Origin of the sequence: Corynebacterium sp. MSK032 (assembly GCF_030232065.1) — a bacterium.
Lineage (GTDB): Bacteria > Actinomycetota > Actinomycetes > Mycobacteriales > Mycobacteriaceae > Corynebacterium > Corynebacterium jeikeium_D.
Genome location: NZ_JASPJR010000010.1, coordinates 60,329 through 80,128 on the forward strand (window position 1 = coordinate 60,329; position 19,800 = coordinate 80,128).

The window sequence follows — 19,800 nt, forward strand, 5'->3', positions numbered from 1 at the left end:
CACCCCCACAGCCACAGTCGCAACACTCCAGTCCGCGCCCTCCGCCGCAACCTACGCCACTGCGTCGTCCAGACCACCAGCTAGGTCATGGAAGATCGCTCGGTTGAGACGAAATGCCTTCTTCGCCTCGTCGACCACGGCATCTTTATCGGCATCCGAAATGCCCAGCTCAGACAGACTCCGTCGGTAGCCGTCGCGGTAGGGCTTAATTTTTCCGATAGCGGAGAAGTCATAGAATCGGGTTCCCTCCGCACCGATGCCGTAGTGCTTGGCCAGCATGGACGCAATTACCTGACCACCAGAAAGATCACCCAAGTAGCGAACGTAATGGTGCGCCAATGCGGCGTTGGCGTTGCCGTTGCTTTCGATTTCACGAAGCTCGGCCACGTAGTTCTTTGTCGCCTCCACAGGCGAGATCTTTTCCCGCCATCCAGGCCCCACCAAATGCTCAAGGTCGGCCTCCAGAGCCTCCAGGCGCTCCAGCTGCGCATCGTAGACCGCGCTGACCTGCGGCGACTCCGCAGTGGACCGCACTGCCTGCTCCAACGCTTCGTAAACAAAGTAGAGCTGACCAGTTAAATCGATGGCCGCCTGCGCGTCCAGTTCACCCGCCAGCAGTCTCGACATGAAGTCGGAGTTTTCCGCTTCACTGTGGACACCCGCAGTCTCCACTTTGAGTCGCTCTGCCAAGGGCTGAGCAGCCAGCTTGTCATCCTTTTTAATCGTGTTTTCAACCATGATTTTCTTCTTTCTCTGCGAGGTTCGGAGACTGGGGTGAGAGATTGTGGCCCGCACGCTGAGGCACCAGCACGGGGTTGCCCGCGGAGTCCTGAAGCACTTCCACACCGATGCCGTAGACTTCGCTGACGGTCTGTGCATCCAGGGTTTCCGCAGGCGGGCCTTGCTTTACGACGCGCCCCTGCGCCACCACCACAACGTGATCGGCATACGCCGCTGCGGCGGACAAATCGTGCAGGACCACGACCACGGCTTTGCCCGCCGCCGCGCGGGCGCGCATCATTCCCATGATTTTTTCGGCGTGGTGGAGGTCCAGGGCCGCGGTCGGTTCGTCGAGAAGCACGACGGGAGTGTCCTGGTAGAACACGCGGGCGCTGTGGACGCGGGCGCGCTCGCCGCCGGAGAGGGTCGGGACTTCCCGGTCAAGGAGGTGCGCGACGTCGCATTCAGTGATCACTTCCGCGAGCAGCTCCTCGTTCGGGCAGCCCCAGGGGTTGCGTCCGAAGTCGATGACTTCACGGCTGGTGAATGGCACGGACAGTTCTTGGCTCTGTACCAGGACGGCGCGGTAGCGGGCCAGGTCGGCGATGGAGAGCTCGGCAATGGAGTGCTCGCCAATCCGGACGTTGCCGCCGCTGAGCTCATGGTCGCCAGAAAGCGCTGCGAGCAGTGTCGACTTTCCAGCACCATTCGGGCCGACCAGCGCGGTGACTTTTCCGGGCTCGGCGACCACGGAAATATCGTTGAGGATGCGGTGACCACCCAGGGTGATGCTGACATTTTCGGCAGAAATACCCAGGCCAGAGTGAATTTCCATTAGTGCACCGCCCTCTTCGAACGCAGGAGCAGCCAGAAGAACAGTGGGCCACCGACAATCGAGGTGAGCATTCCCAGCGGCAGGTCCGCACCGGTGATCATGGTGCGGGCCGCGAGGTCGGCCAGCGTTGTGGCCAGCGCGCCGCCGAGGATGCATGCGGGAATCAGCGTGCGATGCGCTGGTCCCAGCAGCAGTCGTGCAGCGTGCGGCACGACCAGGCCGATGAAGACGATGATGCCGGAAAATGCCACTCCAGCCGCCACGACCAGGGACGTGCCAAAAATGATGGCGCGACGCAGCGTGACGACGTTAATACCCAGGTGGCGGGCTTGCGCTTCACCAAGACTCAGAATGTCCAGCTTGCGGTAGCTGACCCACATGGCAATCACGGCCGGAACTGTCACCAACGTAATAATGACAACCTGCGTCCAGGTGGCACTGGCAAACGAGCCCATCTGCCAGAACACAATGCGGTCGCGGGCAGCCGTGGAGGCTACGAATGTCAGGAGCGAAACCAGACCACCACAGATGGAGTTCACAGCCACACCGACCAGAATGATTCGAGCGATATCGCGGCCACCGTGCGCATTGGCGGCCACAATAGCCGTGGCTACCGCGCCACCAATAAAAGCTGAGACCGCAATGGCCCAGCTGCTGGCGAAGACACTCAACACTCCGCCGAGCACTCCGGAAAGCCCGGCGGCGGTGCCCAAAACTGTGGCGGTGGCAGCGCCGACCGCGGCGCCGGAGGAAACGCCGATGAGGCCGGGTTCGGCAAGCGGGTTGCCGAACACCGCTTGCAGCGCCACACCTGAGAGGGCGAGCCCCGCGCCAACGAGGCAGGCCAGCGCGATGCGCGGCAGTCGCACTTGCCACAGCACGGTGTCGATGGGCTCTGGCGCGTCACCGAGACCGCCATTGAACACTAGCCTCACCATTGAGCTCAGTGATTCGCCGATGGTAGCGCCGAACTGCCCCAAGGAGGCCGACCAACCTATTGCCAGCACCAGCGCTAGGGCGAGTCCAATGAAAACGGCCACCTGTCTGAACGGACTAGTTTTGTTCGCGGTTGTCTGCATTGCTCAGCCAGTCACTTTCCCGCAGTCTTGTCAGCGCCATCACCAGCACCGCCACCGTAGAGAGCATCCGCAATGGCGCGAATCGCACGCGGCGACTGCGAGTCAAAGGACAGCAGCTGCGAATCGGGCACGTCCACAACGGACTCATTCTGGCCCGCCGGGGTCTGTGCGATACCCGGGATTTCCTTCAAGCCTTCAATCCCGCCGACGGACTCCAGGCCACCAGACATAACCAGGATGGTGTCTGGAGCCGCAGCGATGAGCGACTCTGGCGTAATCGGCGTGAACGCACCCTCAATACCCACGCCCTCACCGGCATCGACACCGCCGAGACGAGTGATCAGAGAACGCCCACCAGAATCCGGTCCCGCAATCATGGCCACACCGGTTCCGCGCACGTAGAGAATCATCATCTTGCGGCCATCGGCCTTGGCCTGCGCGTACTCGGTCGCAGCCGCCAGCTCCTTGTCCAGGTGCTCCTTCACCGGGCCAACTTGGTCAGCCAGGCCGACTGCGCCCGCGACTTCGTCGATAAGCGTGTTGATCGTCTCGGGAGTGCGCTCGTCCGACACATGGACGACGGTGATCCCCGCTTTTTCAAACGTGTCGAAGACACGGCTAGGGCCAATCGTGCCATCGGTAATGATGAGCTCCGGCTTTAGCTTCATCACCGACTCAGCATTGACTGCATGCCCGCCGATGGTGAGGTTCGGCAAATCCTTTACCGCCGGGAAATCGGAGGTGGAGTCGCGCCCCACCAGACGGTCTCCGAGGCCAAGCGTGTAGACCGCACGACTGAGTGCTCCCGCCCGGTCAAGCGTGAGAATACGCTGGTAGTCCTTGTCCGCCGCCGGTTTCGGGTCTTTCAGCAGCACTTCGGGGTTTTCCGAAGGCAGGTTCGCATGCGCGGCACCGTGAGCGGAAATGTTGTCGGCGCGCGGAACCGTCGTCACGCCAGCGCTTGACGACGATGCCCCCTCCCTCGCGGCATCATCGGAACCACAGGCGACTAGTCCTGCGACTAGGACAACACTCAGCAGTGTTCCGGCAAGACTGCGAACGCGACAGGCAGGCACGGTGAACATATTCCCCCTCTGTGAGCTGACGCTGCACGGAGATAGACGACAAAAAGAATGACTAAATAACGACTAACACTAGTAACAAAGAGCTTAGAAAGGACTTTGCTCTACTCACCCAAAGAATCTTAGGCTATCTTTTAGTTCTAGGTTAGCCTACCCTTAAATAAAGATAGTAATTTCTACAGTTTTTCGGAAGGACGTTACCTCCTATGACTACTCGTACACTCCAGCGTCGCGCGGCTTTCCTGGCTATTCCGGCCGTCGCCGCACTTCCACTTCTCGCCGCCTGTGGCGCAGATGACGCGTCCGATGCCGCGCAGGATGCTGCCAACGCCTCGGAAACCACCAGCTCGGCTGCAGATCAAGAAACCGACACCGACGCCAGCGCCGGCGAAGTAACCATGGAGGCCGAGCCGGTCAACGACCTCTCCGAGGGCGATGTCATCTCCGTCGACCTGTCTGGTCTCGACCCCGACTACGGCTACTACGCCGCACTCTGCGCCGCCGAGAAGGCTCCAGGCAACCCCGTCCCGGACTGCACCGGTGACCGCAGTGCCGGCACCCAGTCGCAGCAGTGGATTACCAAGAAGTCCGGCGGCACCACCACCATCGCCGACGACAACACCGCACACTTCGAGCTCAGCGTCGTCCCCACCGGCGAGGCCGTGGACTGCACCCAGCAGGACTGCGTGCTGAAGCTCTTCGGTGACCACAGCGAGGGCTTCGAGGACATCACCGAGATCCCGGTTACTTTCGCAAAGTAGCCAAACCGCACACGCGCAGGCGTCGCAGTCCTAGGCTAAGAGCCATGGAAACCGACCAGCCTGCGACTGCTTTAGAAGCGGCACCGCGCCGCATCACACTCCTGCCCGGCGACGGCATCGGCCCTGAAATCACCGATGCCTGCCGAGGACTCATCGCCGATGTCTTCCCGCACTGGGAGCTGACAGAGGCACAAATTGGCTGGTCCCAGTGGTGCGCGCACGGCAATCCCGTCCCGCAGGAAACTTGGGAAACACTCGGACGCAGCGACGCCGCTCTGCTCGCGGCGATTACCTCCAAGCCCGCTCGCGAGGCTGAGGAAGAACTAGCACCGCATCTGCGCGATACCGGCCTGACCTACCGCTCCCCTGTTCTCCAGCTGCGCCAGCGCCTCGACCTCTTCGCCAACATCCGCCCGGTCACCCTGCCCGGCGCGGCTGCCGACTTCACCATCGTCCGCGAAAACACCGAGGGTCTCTACAGTCACGACTATCTCCTCCCGCCTTACGACACCCCGACCGACTCCCCGCACCACCACCTGTGGGCAGAGGTGGCGGAGGACTCGACGGTGGCTCGCGCCGTCGATAAGCGTGGCGACGTTGCGATTTCTTTGCGCGTGACGACGTCCTTTGCGTGGCACCGCCTTGCGCGACAGGCGGCCAAGTTGGCTCTCGCGCGCCAGGCGGCAAACCCCGATTCGGAGGCCACGCCGACGGTGACGGTGGCGGACAAGCCGAATATCCTGCGGGACTCTGCGCGTGTGATTCGCGGGGCAGTTGAAGAGGTGGCGGAGGAGTATCCGCAGGTTGCATTCGATTTTGCCAATGCGGATGCCGTGGCAATGCAGCTGGTGACCGACCCGGCGCGCTTTGATGTCATCATCGCGGAGAACCTCATCGGCGACATCCTCAGTGACATCGGCGCAGGACTGATTGGCGGGCTGGGGCTGGCGGCGTCGGCGAATGTTGGCGACGACTTTGCGGTTTTCGAGCCGGTGCACGGTTCGGCACCGGACATTGCCGGGCGCGGCATCGCCAACCCGGCTGCGTTTTTGCTCTCTGCGGCAATGTGCGCGGAGCACCTTGGGCATCCGACCTCGGAACTTGCGCCCGCAGCCAAGCTGCGCGAGGCCGTCTACGCCGTCACGCGCACCGCACCGACGCCAGACCTCGGCGGAACCGCGACTACCAGCGAGTTTGTGGCTGCAGTGAGGGCGGAGCTGGGGTTGTAGGCATTGACTCGATTACGAAGCGCAATTAAAGTGGTTGCTATCAATCCCAGCCGTTGACCCTCCGCCGATAAGGAGAGCGCCGATGACTGGGATTACTCATAGGGGGAGGGCCAAGAAATATGAGTAGAAACAGATATAGTGCTGCGCGAGCTGTGCCTTTACGCGAGATCACTACAGCAGTGCTTGTTGATGGTGGCTTTTACCGCAAACGTGCGGCAACACTGTTTGGTCATAAGACCGCAGAAGATCGCGCTGATGAACTGGTCAAGTACTGCCATCGCCATATACGTGAATCGCGCGCTGGACTGTACCGAATCTTTTACTACGACTGCCCACCGTCACAGCGGGTTGTTTATCACCCATTGCTCCAGCAGCAAGTCAACCTTGGTAAAAGTGAACTTTTTACCTGGACCAATGACTTCTTCGCTGCATTGGCTAAAAAACGAAGACGATCCTTTACACGTTAACTACACCGGAAAACAGGACCCTGAGGACGACGAAGAAGAGCTCTAGCCCCTACTGGAACTGGCTGAGGTCAATGCCTTCCAGCGGGTCGGACTCGCGGATGTCCTCCTCCGGTGGCAGCGGCACCTCGCAGAGCACAACTGCCGCACCACACGGATCCTGCACGGTTGCCAGCGGGCCGAACTCGGTGGCCTGCGGGGCAACGAGCACGGAACCGCCCAGTTCCTCAGCCTTGGCGACAGCGGTGTCGATGTTCTCCACGCCAAGGTAGGCCAGCCAGCCAACGAAGCTCTTATCTGCCGCATCGGTCTGTGCAGCAACCGAGCTGGCTACCAAGCCAGCGAACGGCGCCCCGTCTTCCATCGCAACTGCGAAAGTGCCGTGCTCGTTCTTGTTGCGCACTGCGATTTCCCAGCCAAAGAAGTTGCGGTAGAAGTCCGCGACCTGCTCGAAGGTCTCCTCCGGGCCTGCGACCAGCTCGAACCACACTGGTGTGCCGGGCTCGCCCGCTGCGATGAAGGCCTGCTCACCCGGCTGTTCCAGTAGCCCGATGAGGCCACCGGCGGGGTCGGAAACGACAGCCATCGTGGATCCGTCGACAAGCGGGGTCGGTTCCTGGAAGACCTCGGCGCCGAGCTCACGCGCCTTCTCGACGGCACCAGCGGCGGAGTCGACATGGAAATTCACGCGCCACTGGTTGACGAAGGCATCCTCAGCGTCCTTATCGGCCTCAAGCAGCACCGACACCGGCATTCCGGACAGCATGGCAACGCGGCGACCAGCGGATGCCTCGCGGGCATCCTCATGGATTGGCGCGGTATTGCGATAAGCCCACCCGAGAACGCCGCGGTAGAAGCGCTCGGTCTTACGCGGTGCGGCGGAGAGCAGATCTACGCGCAGGGGCATGCCAAATTCGGCGGGAAATGCGGGCATGAGTTACAAGTTCCTCCACTTTTCAGGATCAAAGTCATCGTCGGCGGTGGCCTCATCAAAGTAGTCATCATCGACTTCATCGGCGGTGGCCACGCGTGCCGACATACCGGCAACAGAGACGACGTCCCCTGGACGCAGCACCTTGCCACGGCGGGTGTCGACCTCACCGTTCACGCTGACCTGGCCCTCGGCAATGAGTTCCTTGGCCAGACCGCCCGTTTCCACCAGGTTTGCCAACTTCAGGAATTGCCCGAGACGGATGGACTCATCCCGGATTGCGACATCGATAGGCTCCATGTCCTTAAGTGTGTCATACCCGGTGAAAATGGTCGGGGTTGGTTCGGGTCTGGTTCGGCTTTGGAGGCTTGGGAGACCTGGGAGCCACCCCATTTAAACTTCTATTTCAATAAAAACCTCGAACCGCGACGCAGATGAGGCAGCACACCCTAACATCGTTCTCATGTCTAATTCACGGTCTCCGAAGTGGCCCCGGATCGCCAGCGAAGCGCCACCTCGCCCTCCGCTACGCCATGTTATCGCCGCCTCGGTAGCCGTGAGCCTGCCGCTGATGACCCTGGCACTCATCTCAACTTCTGTCTCTGACCTGCTATTTCTGCCTCCTATTGGCGCTGCCATGGCGCTTATTGTCGGTGCGCCCAACTTGCCTCTGGCTCAGCCACGAAATGTCGTGGTCGGACACCTCATCGGCTGCACGACTGGCATCGCAATTCTGCACATGTTGGGTTCGACCATCATTGCTGCAGCGGTTGCCGCCGGCGTCGCCTTCGCGCTCATGCTTCTTGCTCGCGCGGCGCACTCCCCTGCCACCGCTACCGCTATGGTCACTGTGCTGATGCCACACGGTCATGGGCTTGCCAACGATTTCCGCTTCATAGGCTTCATTTTCGCTTCGTCGATCATGATCGTGATGCTTGGCATCCTCGCAAATCGACTGCGCGGCCTTCGGTATCCCACCTACTGGTGGTAGGTGAATTCGCAGTCACGCACTCCGGCTAAATACGGCTATCAGTGGGATAATGACACTCATGCCAAAGCAGTGGATTAACAACACGACGACCGAAAAAATTGTCATCGTCGGCGCTGGTGGTTTTGGGCGAAACGTGGTCAGCTTCATCAAGGACATCAACGACTACGCAGCAGCCAACGGCCTACCACCGCAGTGGGAAATCCTAGGCATTATTGATGATGGCACCCCAGATATGACCTTTTTCCACAAAATGGGCGTGCAACTCTTGGGCAAAACCGAAATCCTCGCGGACTTGCCCGAGGGGGTTTATTACACAGTCGCAATCGGTAGCGGCGCAGCTCGACGTTCGATTGCGCAACGCGCAGATGCCGAAGGGCTCGTGCCTGCGACTCTGGTCCACCCAGACACCAGCATTGGCGCGCTGGTCTCGCTCGGAGAGGGCACGGTCATCTGCCCCGGGGCACGCTTGACCTGCAATATTGAGGTAGGCAAGCACGCCCAAATCAATATGAATGTCACAATCGGCCACGATGCAGTGCTGCGAGACTACTGCACAATCTTCCCGCTCAATGCCGTGTCGGGCTTTGTCACGCTTGGCGAAGCCTGCACCCTAGGCGCCAACTCCGTAATCAACCCCGGCCTCACCGTCGGCGAGGGAGCGTACATCGGATCCGGAGCCGCAGTTACTAGAGACGTCGATGACTACACCGTTGTCGCCGGTGTTCCTGCAAGTGTGATTAAGAACCTGCGTTAGCCGAGACGCTCTTATCCGGCGAATCCTTGTCTGACGACCCAGTGAACTCTGTCATGGTCGCTTGCCCCTCTTCTGAGATGCCTTCGCGCTTGAGCACCACCAAGATTGTGTCGAGAAGAATCTTCGCATCGAGCAGTAGCGACCAATTGTCCACATACTGCACGTCGTACTCGAAACGCTCTTCCCAGGTGATGCCATTGCGGCCCGACACCTGGGCAAGCCCCGTAATTCCCGGTGGCACCTCATGGCGGCGTGCTTGGCGCGGCGAATAGCGCTCTAGGTACTTCATTCGCAGCGGACGCGGGCCAACGAGGCTCATATCGCCACGCAGAACGTTAAAGAGCTCCGGGAGCTCATCCAAGCTTGTGGACCGAAGGAATTTTCCCACCTCGGTGAGGCGGGACGCATCGTCGACAAGCCCCTTTGCCGGATTGACGTGGTGCATCGTCCGGAACTTGAGGATATTAAACGGCTCACCATCCTGGCCCGGGCGTTCCTGGCGGAATAGGACTGGCTTTCCCATGGAAAGTCGCACTGCCAGAGCCGTAGCGCCCATAACTGGCGACAGCACAATCAAGCCTGCTGCAGATGCCGCGATGTCGACGCCACGCTTAATTACCCGTTGCGCGCGGATGCTCAGTGAATCCATTGGTCATCTCCTACTTTTCGTTGAACATTTCGCGCAAGAACTCCGCGGCACGCGCATCGACTTCCGCATTGGAACGGTTCCTGACCAGCCAACCAACCGCACCCACTACACCGGCCGCGGCAAACGACGCTGCCGCAACGCGCAGCTTCCTGTTGTCATTCTTGTTGTCAGGCGCACTTTGCTTGACGACGGCCACCGCTGGCTCCGGCTCCGGCACAACCGGCCCCGCGGTATCGGTGACCATGACTGGTTCGGGCTCGGCTGCGGGTTCTGGTTGCGGCTGCTCATCCAGCTCTGGTTCTGCCGATGCTGCGTCCTTGCGCCGTAGGCTCAGCATTGTAAATGCTGCTGCAAAGCCAAATAGCCATAGCGAACGGGAATCGTAGTAGTAGCCGGAAAAAACCTGTGCCACAAGAACCGCTAACGCCACAGCTGCGGTCAGACCAGCTTGAAGAAACTTGAATAGGTGGCGACAGGCGATTGCCAGCACAACCAGCACAATCACAAACAGGCCGATACCTATGACACCCGCTTCAGACCCGACTGTGTAGAAGATATTGTGCGGATGCTCCAGTGGACGTGAAGACCTCGGTGTCGACAGCACAACGAAGCTATGCAGGCCTCCACCAAAGATGCGGTGTTCACCCATGATTCGGAAAGCTTCATCATGGAGATAACCGCGTCCGGAATCATGTTCTTTTTCGAAGGTCAACTGGATAAAGCGCGTCTTAAAGTATTCTTCAATCTCGGTACCTGCGATGAACCGCGAGTATCCATACGCGACCGCTGCGGCGACTGCGACGTAAAAAACAGTCGCCCACTTCCAACCCCAGTGAAAAAACACAGCTATTGCGGTAAAGAGGACTACCACGGTGGTAGCAACCAGTACACCGCGGCTTCCCGACGCAACGAGACCGTAAGCAAATGGTGCAGCAAACAAGAGAACTGCCCACATGAACTTACGCCACAGCATGAAAAACACAGCTGCCGCGATGCCGTACAGCATGAAACGGGCAAAGACATTCGGTCCACCGCCGAACGCCGTCATGCGCCCGACATATTTCGGACCAGTAATGCCACCGTAGAGAAAAATAAGCGAGCAAATGACTACTGCTAACCACAGCCATACCAGTGCCTGAGGATGCAAATAGAACAGTATTGCTGACATCGTGGCGATGAGCCCAAGCGTTATCAACGCAGTAACGACAGGAGCAACTTCGGCAGCTTCGGGGGCCCACAGTCCGGACAGCATCATCCAGAACAACCAGGCATAGAAAGCCACTAATGCCCACACGGCCATCGGCCACTGCTTTACATTGCCAGCGCCTTTCATCGCATTCAGCCAACTCTGGCGCTGCGCTTCTGGGGTGCCGAAGGCGGTAAGGATTGCAACAACCACCAAAATCGGCAATGCAAGAGAGAGATCAGGAAGCGCCGAAGAGACGTCCTTCATCGTCGTGTCGCCAACGTAGAGGACACCAGCAAACATTCCTGCGGCCACCACAATAAACAGCGACTGCAGTATTGGTTTTCGCTGTTTTACAGTTTCTCCAGCTACCTCTGTAGGAGTCATCCCAGCACTTCCTTCAAAACACCTATCACCCGCGCGACGTCGTCATCGTCCAGCGCCGGACCACTAGGAAGAGTAATGCCGCGGGAGAAAAGATTCTCAGCGGTGCCGTTGATGGTCGCTCGCGCGCCTTCATACACCGGCTGTAGGTGCATGGGCTTCCACAGGTGACGAGCCTCAATGTTGGCCTCACCCAGTGCTGCAATCACGCTGTCTGGGCTCAGGACGCCCTTATCGACGGCCTCCTGTGGCAGCACAATTGAGGTCAGCCAGCAGTTCTCGGTGAAACGCTCGTCGGAGTCAGAGAGCAAGCGGGTACCTTTACCAGGGGCATCGTCGTCAAGCGAGGCGAGCAAATCGATGTACGCATCGCGAATCTGGCGGCGGCGAGCGATCATGTCGTCCAGACGCGAGTGCTGCGCCCGCCCCAGTGCGGCGAGCAGATTGGACAGGCGGTAGTTGTAGCCGATTTCGGTGTGCTCGTACCAAGCGACGGGCTGACGCGCCTGCGTGGAGAGGTAGCGCGCGCGGGCGATGAGATCGGCATCATCGGACAGCAGCATGCCACCGCCGGAGGTGGTCATGATTTTGTTGCCGTTGAAAGACAGCGCGGCGGCACGGCCGAAACTGCCGGCCGGCTGACCATGGACGCTGGCACCGAGCGCCTCGGCGGCGTCCTCGATGAGCGCGATGCCGAGTTCTTCCAGGCGTGGCGCGAAGGCCGGGTAATCGGCGCAGCGGCCAAAGAGGTCCACAATCATCACGGCGGGAACGCTCTTGCCCTCGGCAAGCAGCTCATCGACGGTGCCGAGCAGCAGCTCAGGGTCGATGTTTCCGTCCTCTGCGGCATCGACGAACACCGGCGTAGCACCAACGTAAGCAATGGCGTTGGTCGTGGCCGCGAAGGTCATGGTGGAAACCGGAATGTAGTCACCTTCACCAATCCCCAGCGCGAGCAGCGCCAAGTGCAGGCCAGCAGTTCCAGACGACAGCGCGAGCGCGTGCTCAACACCGCAGCGCTTGGCAATCTCCGCTTCAAACGCGTCTACCTCGGGACCCAACGGAGCCACCCAACCAGAGTGGAGTGCACGAACGACGGCCTGTTCTTCTGCTTCGGTGACTGTCGCGAGCGAAAGAAAGATCCGCTCATTGGGCTTGTTAGTGTCGGCGTTAGTCATTACTTCTGAACCTTTCGAACGCGGTTGAGTACCTCGATGAGCTGGTTGTACAGGCTGTCACGAGCAAAACGCTTCTCACCCAGTTCGCGGTTTCGCTGTCCCGCTGCGCGCATCTCATCGCGGTCGGAGATGATCTCAGCGAATCGCTTGGCCGCAGTCGGAATATCGCGCGAGAGACGCCAGCCGGCATCGTGCTCGGTTGCGGCTTCCTCCAGCCAGCCACCGTGGTTGAACACCACCGGACGCGATGCGGCCATGGCATCGAAGACCTTGTTCAGGGAATTGCCCTCCAGGCAGGGGTCATCACGCAGCGGCGATAGCGCGATATCGGCGGCAGACACGTACTTGGCGACATCTTCCTTCGGCTGACGGCCGAGGAACATCGCATCGGCATCGAGGCCAGCGTTCTCAGCGCGCTGGTACAACGCATCCGAGTCGCTTCCCTGCCCCAGCAGGACAAAGCGCACATTCTCCACGCCATCACGACGCAGCTGCGCCGCCAAATCCACAAGCCACTCCAGCTGGTAGGACATGCCAAAACCACCAGCGTAGACCGCCACCACGTCATCGCCCCAGCCCTGCTCCTTACGGAAAGCTGCACGCTGCTCGACCGGGACATCAAAACGCTCAAAGTCCGACGCATTCGGAATGACAGTCACGCACTTCTTCGGAGCTACCTCTTTGACGCCATCGGCCATCGACGGCGACAGCGCCACGACCTCGCTCGATGCCGCATAAAATGCCTTCTCCAGTTGCTTGGCCAGGAAAATCGCCACCGGATTATTGAGGTAGCCCAACTTGATTGGCACCTCTGGCCACAGGTCACGGATCTCCGCCACCAACGGCGCACGCTGGGTAAACTTCGCCACAATTCCCGGAACCGCCACAGTCAGCGGAGTCGAGGACGCGTAAATCACGTCGGCAGGCACACGGGCAGCAACCGCGGAGGCGCGCACCAGGAAGTTGAAGAAACTGACGATGCGCTCGCGCTTCGACATTTCATTGCGGTACGGAATCGCTAAACGACGCACGTGGATGCCATCGACCGTTTTATCCATGGCCTCATCGCGACCACAGATCATTGTCACCTCGTGGCCTGCAGCGGCCATTCGGCGGGCAAACTCGTAGGGTCGGGAACCACCCGGCTCACCGGGGAGAACAAAGTGCTGGTGGATATAAGTGATTCGCATTGTTTAGCTTTCCTCGATTACGTCGACGGGAAGTTCTTCGTTGGTGGTTGATGGATTTTTCGGGCCTCTGCTCGGCTGCATCAACGCCACTGCGGCAACAACGGCTGCTGCAAAGTAGACAACTGCGCTGGTCCACGCGAGACCGAGGGCGTCTCCGAGAAGAATGCCAATCGGGTAACAAATGACAGCGATAACGGCGGAAATGAGCTCCACTCGGCCAATTCGACGGGGATTGTCGCTGCCGAGAATTTCACCGCACAGGTGTCGGTAGCAGCCGAGCACCACGGCCGCGATAGTCAGTGGCAGCACCAACTCCCGAGCAGGCTCAAACTCATGGCCGAATACCGGCACGATGAGGAAGTAGAGTGCCATACCACCGAGCGCACCAAGCGCGCCGTACGCTGCAGTGACTATGCCAAGGTGTCGGAGCACACGAGACGGGGTGAGTTCGCGACCCCTCTGGTCGCTGGTGCGCTGATCGGCGACTGACTGCGCGACCCAGTACAGCGGCTCTGTCGCCGTCGCCACGACCACGAAAAGGCCTAACGACGCCGGCGAGGCCAGCGCCGGCAGTAAAACGCGCCCCAAGCGTGTGGTCGTCAGCGGTCCGAGACCCGATGCGATGAACGGGGCATTTGTACGAGCCGTCTCTACCACTCCGCCGACACGGGAATCGGTATGCTCGCGTGACTTCGCCAGCGACCAGATTGCCAGGGGCAGCGCCGGGAAGATGTAGGCCGCAGTCCACCAGCGCCAGTCCTCGACTCCAGCGAAATACAGCGCAGTGCTAATCAGCAGCACTGAGCCCTGGAAGCCGACGAATACTGCGACGAAGAAGGACACTCGATGGCGGCTGATGGCCATCGCACGAACCATGGAAAATGACACGGTAACCAAGGCGACAATGCCGGCCATTGCCGTCCACGGTCCGTAGACGACTCCTGCGATGGCGCAGGCAATCAGAGCGACCACGGTCATGGCGTAACCACTCGGAATGAGACCGTGGTCGTAATCATCGCGGCGCAGCAAAAGCCGATCGGCCCCAAAGCCGACGAATGGCGCCACAATATAGGCGAACTGCAAAACGGTAGCGACCTCGCCTCGACCAGCGGGCCCCAGCACTCGCGCGGAAAGAATACTGACCACAAAGGCGACGACTGCGGCGAGCGCTGAAGCTGCCGAAATCGTCGCAACTGTTCGAACTCTTTGCGCCAGCTGCCCGGAGTTAGAGGAGCTGGTAGTTGTCACGGTGGGGAGTCATCCTAACTTTTTTGCTTTCGCACTAACGGTTGCAAGTGATTGTGCACCGGTGGGATGCGCCTCAATACTGCTTTGCGCCCCACCGTGCTCTGCAAGCCAACGACGTGCAGCATCGTGATTATGTGTGCACGGGAGAATCCGCGAATTCAGCCGTTCCGGCTCAACACGTACCTCAGTGATTAGCGGATGACGATCACCGATCTTGGGAACCTCGCGGTCATCAACCAAGTCTTCGGAGATTTTCTCACCTTCGCGAAGGCCCGTGTAGACAATCTCTACGTCTGCGTCATGGAGCCTGATCAAGTTCTCCGCCAGCTCAGCAATCTTGACCGGCTTACCCATCTCCAGCACCAGAGTCTCACCGGACTCTGCAATAACGGTAGCCTGCAGCACCAGCTGCGATGCCTCCGGAATGGTCATGAAGTAGCGCTGAACGTCAGGATGCGTCACCGTCACCGGGCCGCCCTCTTCAATCTGACGCTGGAAAGTCGTAATGACTGAACCGCGCGAGCCAAACACGTTACCGAAGCGGACAGATGCCCAGACACCTTCGTGAGTTTTCCCCATGTGCGCAGTCAGACGTTCCGCAGCGCGCTTGGATTCACCCAGAATCGAGGCCGGGTTCGCAGCCTTGTCCGTGGAAATATTAATAACGGTTGAAACGTTGGCCCCAGCCGCTGCATCCAGGACGTTCTGAGTTCCGATGACATTGGTTTGAACTGCTTCTGCAGGGTAGCTCTCCAGCAGCGGCAGGTGCTTGAGAGCTGCAGCATGGTAGACAACATCGGGCTTGCGCTCGGTGAAGATTTGCGTCAGCATTTCCGCGTCACGGATATCAGCCAGGACGGTATCGGAGCCGTCGAGAAGCGCCGAACCCGTCAGCGACAGCTGCGTGGCATGCAAGCCGCCCTCATCGCGATCCAGCATAATCAGTTCTGCCGGCTCAAAGCGGTGAACCTGTCGGCAGATTTCGGAACCGATAGAACCTCCAGCGCCGGTGACCAGCACCTTCTTACCGCGGATTATGGAAGCGACCTTGGATTCATCCAGGTGCAGAGGCTGACGGCCAATGAGGTCGGCGATGTTAATTTCGCGCACCTGCGAGGTAGCGACAGCACCACGGTGGCGCGAATACTCCTCCACCGGCGGCAGAATGAGCAGGCGCAGGGACGATTCCTCACAAATGTGGTTGAGGACGTTGATGCACTCAGTGGACAGTGGCTCATCAGTAGCAATGATGACCGACTGCGCCGAAGTGCGCGATGCGAGCTCACCCAGCTGATCAATTCCACGAATCACGCGGAGACCATGGATACGAGAAATATGGTTCTCGCGGCTTTCTTTGGGATCGACGATTCCAACCAAGTGGAAGCGGTTCTCACGGGAGATACCGGAATCCGTAAGGCTGTTAATAAAGAACTTGGCTCGACGGCCTGCACCGAGAACGATCAAGCGGTCATCCGTCTGACGGGAGCCAAAGTTGTTGGTAATCCAGCGAGCGAGAGTTCGGGTATAGATACTTGCCAAAGTTGCGACACAGCCACCGGCGAACGGAACGTACCACGCAATTTCCGGGAAGGTCTTCAGGATTTGAGCCAAGCCAGTGGCTGCGGTAGCACCGCCCATGCTGATGCTCAGCAGAACAATATCTTCAGTTCGACTGCCGGGCCATACGCGTTGCGGGTTGGTGTACTCCCCGAGCAGCAGGCCGAGCAGGACGATGACGGCCACGGCGACAGCGACAACCAAAAAATTAGTGCCTGATATTTCAGAGAAAGATACCAATTCACCGCGGACGATTCCGTTAGCGGCGGACAGCGCAATCAGCCAGGCGAGTACGTCAAATACGCACCAGGCGAGCTGCTTCCAGTCTCGGATAAACATTCTTATGCCTTTTACTGCTGGTTAAATTTTCTTACGCACAATGCGTTCCACAGGCTTGGCATACTATGCGATATGAACTACATTTACAGCCCCCTACTACAAAGGGCTACCCCATCGTTCGGGTAGCCAAAAAGCCACCTTTACCACTCATCATTCTCCCTGGTAAAACAACGTTTCACCAACTGTTTACTGAAGCTTCAATCTGTTTACATTCATCTAACTAGCTGTACAAACTAGCTTCTAACGTAACCACTTCCTGACGATTGCAATTAATGCACGATCACCTCTTTATTGAGATGTTTATTCAAGGAAGTATTTGCGTGAATACTCAAACAATCGTTTTTGACAAAAGGGTTACACTTCCCCGTGAGCACATCATCAACGCGTCGGGCACGCGCTTTCATCACCCGGAAGCCCTTCCTTACTACCCTGATGCTGATTCAAAACCGGATGGGTCAGACACAGAAGACCACACAGTTCTGGCAGGCCCACAAAAACGGCGAAGACCCGACCAAATAAAAGCACTCTTACATGCGCCCATATTAAATGCGCACCCAGTATGCGTATTATTGATATATGTCGTCGCACGCCACACCAGAACCCCAATCCCCCACAACCAAACCGCCTACTAAGCCTGGCAAGAAGCGCCGCATGTCCTGGCATCGCAAGGCCGGTATGCCAGTGCGCTGGTGGTTCGCCTCCATCATTGTGGCAGCACTCATTCACCCTTTCGTCGCCGATGGCCGTTGGCTGTTGGTGCATCTCTTTACCCTCGGCGCCGTCACCAACTCCATCCTCATCTGGGGCCGCCACTTCACCGAAAAGCTACTGAAAATCGACGTGCCCGTTGGCAATCGGAAGATTCAGTTGGCAAATATTTACCTGCTCAACGTAGGTATTGTCGCGACGGTCGTCGGCAAGCTCGGTGACTGGTGGCCAGTGACCACCACCGGCGCGACGGTCGTCGGCGTCGCCGTCGCATGGCATGCGTTTTCCCTCGGACGCGACCTGGTAGCGAAGCGCGATCGGCCATTCGCCATCTCCGTTGCACACTACGTCGCGTCGGCATGCCTACTGCCCATCGGCGCTGCACTCGGCGCCATCCTCGCATCTCCTAAGGGCAAAGCGCTTCACGACGACCTCCTACTGGCACACGAAACCGTCAACCTCATTGGCTTCCTCGGGCTCGCGGCCTGCGGCACGCTCATCACCATGTTCCCAGCGCTGTGGCGAACCCGGATGTCGCCGCATTCCCGCCCGAAGCTGGCACTAGCAGTACAGCTCATAGGTATCGCAATTACTGCGATCGGTGCACTGACCAGCTTCAACTGGTTGGACTCCGTCGGCCTTGGCATTATCACTATCGGCTGGGTCATAGCCGCCATCCCGTGGGCACACAACGTCATGACTGTCGCTAAAGACCCGCGCGACCGCCTCAGCTACCCGGCGTTGTCTGCTGCAGCTGCAGTCGTCTGGCTAATCGGCACACTCGCAGTCGCCACAGTCAAGGCGCTTGACGACGGCTTCGTAATCTCATCCCTCACGCTGCCGCTGGTAATCGGTTTCGGCGCCCAGTTGCTTATCGGCATGATGAGCCAACTCTTGCCCGCCACCATCGGCGGAGGTGCTGGCCCAGTCTCTGCCGGTATGAAGGAACTTGACCGCGCGGGCGCATTCCGCTGGTCAACCATCAATATTGGTCTGGCACTGTGGCTAATGCCGCTGCCTTCCTGGACCAAAGTGGCGGTCTCCGCAATGGTCTCCCTTGCCTTGGTGTCTTATCTGCCACTTGTCGGCCGTGCCGCGAAGGCTCAGATTGGTGCGTTAAAAGAGAGTCAGAAGGCACGGGCGAACAAGGAAGCACCGCCGAAACCGGTCGAACTGCATGCAACTGCACGTCGACTCGGTGCTCAAACGACCGCTGCTCTGGCTGTATTGGGCCTGGTAGTAACCGTCGGCGTTGCGCTGAGCGGTGGCGGTGGCGGTACAGGAAGCATTGAAACCACCGGTGATGTTGCGTCCACCGGAGATACCGTCGAGGTGACGGTTACTGCCAACGATATGACCTATACCCCGAACGTTATAGAGGCGAACCCCGGCGACCGACTGGTCATCACCATGGTCAACGCTGATTCCCAGGTCCACGATCTGCGCTTGGCCACCGGCGAGGACACCGGACGTGTCGCCCCTGGCAACTCCGCCACCATTGAAGTGCCGGTTGTTCCCGGTGACATTGACGGCTGGTGCACCATTGCTGGTCACCGCCAGATGGGCATGACGCTCACGGTCAATGCAGGTGGCTCGAATCATTCACACCGCACCGGGAACAGCGGCCACTCCGACCACGCAACGCCAGGCGCACTCGGGAATGTCGGCGAACAGCCCGGTCCGGACTCCCCCACCATCAACCCGATGTTAGAGCCCGCCGAGGACGCCACGGTTCACCACGTCACGCTGCGGGCCAGCGAATTCACCGGCTACGCTGCCCCTGGCGTCGAGCAGCAGCATTGGGTATTCAACGGCAAACCGCTGGGGCCAACTTTGCGCGGCAAGGTGGGCGACGAGTTCGTCGTCACGCTCATTAATGACGGCACCATGAGTCACTCCATCGACTTTCACGCCGGCATTGTTTCGCCGGACGAGCCAATGCGCGACATCGCCCCTGGTGAGAAGCTTGAGTACCGCTTCCGTGCTGACCGCGCGGGCATCTGGATGTACCACTGCGCAACCATGCCCATGTCCATGCACATCGCTGCCGGTATGCACGGTGCCGTCATCATCGACCCACCGAATCTCACTGATGTTGACCACGAGGTTCTTCTGGTGCAGTCGGAAAGCTACTGGGGCGAGGACGGCCCCGACGCCGACAAGACCATGGCCGAGGACCCCGATATCTACAAGTTCAACGGCTACCCCGACCAGTATCTCACCCACCCAATTCGCATTCGCGCAGGTGAGACGGTACGTTTCTGGGTACTTGCCGCCGGCCCCAACAAGGGCACGAGCTTCCATATCGTCGGCACGCAGTTCCATCGCGTGTACAAGGAGGGCGCGCTTTTGCTTGACGACGGCGTGGGCGGTGCCCAAGCCCTTGACCTCGGTGCCGCGCAGGGTGGTTATGTTGAGGCCGAATTCCCAGAGCCTGGCACGTACCGCTTTGTCGACCACCAGATGGTGCATGCCGAAATGGGGGCACGCGGCAACATAGTGGTGAACTAAACCA

Annotated in this window: 19 protein-coding genes; 7 read left to right on the forward strand and 12 right to left on the reverse strand. The window is 59.4% G+C overall.

The genetic code is table 11. The features are described 5' to 3' along the window. Positions 1-51 precede the first annotated feature (51 nt). The 4 genes from QP995_RS07125 to QP995_RS07140 are packed head-to-tail and all read right to left on the reverse strand — an operon-like array spanning position 52 to position 3,719. Positions 52-738: a biliverdin-producing heme oxygenase gene (locus QP995_RS07125; RefSeq protein WP_070604742.1), complete on the reverse strand. Its 687-nt coding sequence runs from the start codon at positions 736-738 to the stop codon at positions 52-54. Beyond that, complete coding sequence (locus tag QP995_RS07130) at positions 731-1,555, reverse strand: heme ABC transporter ATP-binding protein (RefSeq protein ID WP_049189796.1); 825 nt, start codon at positions 1,553-1,555, stop codon at positions 731-733. Before QP995_RS07130 ends, QP995_RS07125 begins: the two co-directional genes overlap by 8 nt. Continuing rightward, entirely contained in the window at positions 1,555-2,634 is a 1,080-nt protein-coding gene (locus tag QP995_RS07135) for a FecCD family ABC transporter permease (RefSeq protein ID WP_147722180.1), read from the reverse strand. Before QP995_RS07135 ends, QP995_RS07130 begins: the two co-directional genes overlap by 1 nt. A gap of 11 nt (positions 2,635-2,645) precedes the next feature. Continuing rightward, on the reverse strand, positions 2,646-3,719 hold the full coding sequence (locus QP995_RS07140; RefSeq protein ID WP_016421807.1) for a heme/hemin ABC transporter substrate-binding protein: 1,074 nt from the start codon (positions 3,717-3,719) through the stop codon (positions 2,646-2,648). Between the two features lie 203 nt (positions 3,720-3,922). Between QP995_RS07140 and QP995_RS07145 the strand changes: the two genes are divergently transcribed. The 3 genes from QP995_RS07145 to QP995_RS07155 all read left to right on the forward strand — a co-directional run bounded on the left by QP995_RS07145 (position 3,923) and on the right by QP995_RS07155 (position 6,173). Continuing rightward, the gene (locus tag QP995_RS07145) at positions 3,923-4,477 is read left to right on the forward strand and encodes a neocarzinostatin apoprotein domain-containing protein (RefSeq protein ID WP_016421806.1); all 555 of its coding nucleotides are present in this window, start codon (positions 3,923-3,925) and stop codon (positions 4,475-4,477) included. A gap of 44 nt (positions 4,478-4,521) precedes the next feature. Continuing rightward, complete coding sequence (locus QP995_RS07150; protein WP_259803612.1) at positions 4,522-5,706, forward strand: isocitrate/isopropylmalate dehydrogenase family protein; 1,185 nt, start codon at positions 4,522-4,524, stop codon at positions 5,704-5,706. Between the two features lie 119 nt (positions 5,707-5,825). After that, entirely contained in the window at positions 5,826-6,173 is a 348-nt protein-coding gene (locus QP995_RS07155) for a PIN domain-containing protein (RefSeq protein ID WP_176719133.1), read from the forward strand. A 49-nt stretch (positions 6,174-6,222) separates the two neighbouring features. On the opposite strand, the gene QP995_RS07160 is transcribed toward QP995_RS07155, so the two are convergent. Together QP995_RS07160 and QP995_RS07165 are read right to left on the reverse strand one after the other, a co-directional pair. Continuing rightward, positions 6,223-7,104 (reverse strand): VOC family protein, encoded by an 882-nt coding sequence (locus QP995_RS07160; protein WP_147719268.1) that lies wholly within the window; start codon positions 7,102-7,104, stop codon positions 6,223-6,225. A 3-nt stretch (positions 7,105-7,107) separates the two neighbouring features. After that, complete coding sequence (locus QP995_RS07165) at positions 7,108-7,401, reverse strand: RNA-binding S4 domain-containing protein (RefSeq protein WP_005510922.1); 294 nt, start codon at positions 7,399-7,401, stop codon at positions 7,108-7,110. 163 nt (positions 7,402-7,564) lie between these two features. On the opposite strand from QP995_RS07165, the gene QP995_RS07170 reads away from it, so the two are divergent. After that, complete coding sequence (locus QP995_RS07170) at positions 7,565-8,092, forward strand: HPP family protein (RefSeq protein WP_049189801.1); 528 nt, start codon at positions 7,565-7,567, stop codon at positions 8,090-8,092. Positions 8,093-8,150: 58 nt separating this feature from the next. After that, positions 8,151-8,846 carry an acetyltransferase gene (locus QP995_RS07175; protein WP_259803618.1) on the forward strand — a complete coding sequence of 232 codons (696 nt, stop codon included), beginning with the start codon at positions 8,151-8,153 and terminating at the stop codon, positions 8,844-8,846. Here the strand turns inward: QP995_RS07175 and QP995_RS07180 are convergent. Genes QP995_RS07180 through QP995_RS07205 form a run of 6 tightly spaced genes read right to left on the reverse strand, consistent with a single transcriptional unit; the run spans position 8,830 to position 16,577 of the window. Next, positions 8,830-9,495: a sugar transferase gene (locus QP995_RS07180; RefSeq protein ID WP_284853062.1), complete on the reverse strand. Its 666-nt coding sequence runs from the start codon at positions 9,493-9,495 to the stop codon at positions 8,830-8,832. The genes QP995_RS07175 and QP995_RS07180 overlap by 17 nt on opposite strands. A 10-nt stretch (positions 9,496-9,505) precedes the next feature. Continuing rightward, entirely contained in the window at positions 9,506-11,068 is a 1,563-nt protein-coding gene (locus QP995_RS07185) for an O-antigen ligase family protein (protein WP_284853063.1), read from the reverse strand. Next, positions 11,065-12,243, reverse strand: a complete 1,179-nt coding sequence (locus QP995_RS07190) for a DegT/DnrJ/EryC1/StrS family aminotransferase (protein ID WP_070547022.1) — start codon at positions 12,241-12,243, stop codon at positions 11,065-11,067. Before QP995_RS07190 ends, QP995_RS07185 begins: the two co-directional genes overlap by 4 nt. Next, complete coding sequence (locus tag QP995_RS07195; RefSeq protein WP_070547019.1) at positions 12,243-13,433, reverse strand: glycosyltransferase family 4 protein; 1,191 nt, start codon at positions 13,431-13,433, stop codon at positions 12,243-12,245. Before QP995_RS07195 ends, QP995_RS07190 begins: the two co-directional genes overlap by 1 nt. 3 nt (positions 13,434-13,436) lie before the next feature. Next, a complete protein-coding gene (locus tag QP995_RS07200; RefSeq protein ID WP_284853064.1) occupies positions 13,437-14,681 on the reverse strand; it encodes a lipopolysaccharide biosynthesis protein in 1,245 nt (414 codons plus the stop codon). A 9-nt stretch (positions 14,682-14,690) separates the two neighbouring features. Next, a complete protein-coding gene (locus tag QP995_RS07205; RefSeq protein ID WP_070547016.1) occupies positions 14,691-16,577 on the reverse strand; it encodes a polysaccharide biosynthesis protein in 1,887 nt (628 codons plus the stop codon). Positions 16,578-16,943: 366 nt separating this feature from the next. Between QP995_RS07205 and QP995_RS07210 the strand changes: the two genes are divergently transcribed. Then, entirely contained in the window at positions 16,944-17,096 is a 153-nt protein-coding gene (locus tag QP995_RS07210) for a hypothetical protein (RefSeq protein WP_155877870.1), read from the forward strand. A 132-nt stretch (positions 17,097-17,228) separates the two neighbouring features. After that, positions 17,229-19,796, forward strand: coding sequence for a multicopper oxidase domain-containing protein (locus QP995_RS07215; protein WP_070547015.1), 2,568 nt, complete (start codon positions 17,229-17,231; stop codon positions 19,794-19,796). The last annotated feature ends 4 nt before the right edge of the window (positions 19,797-19,800 follow it).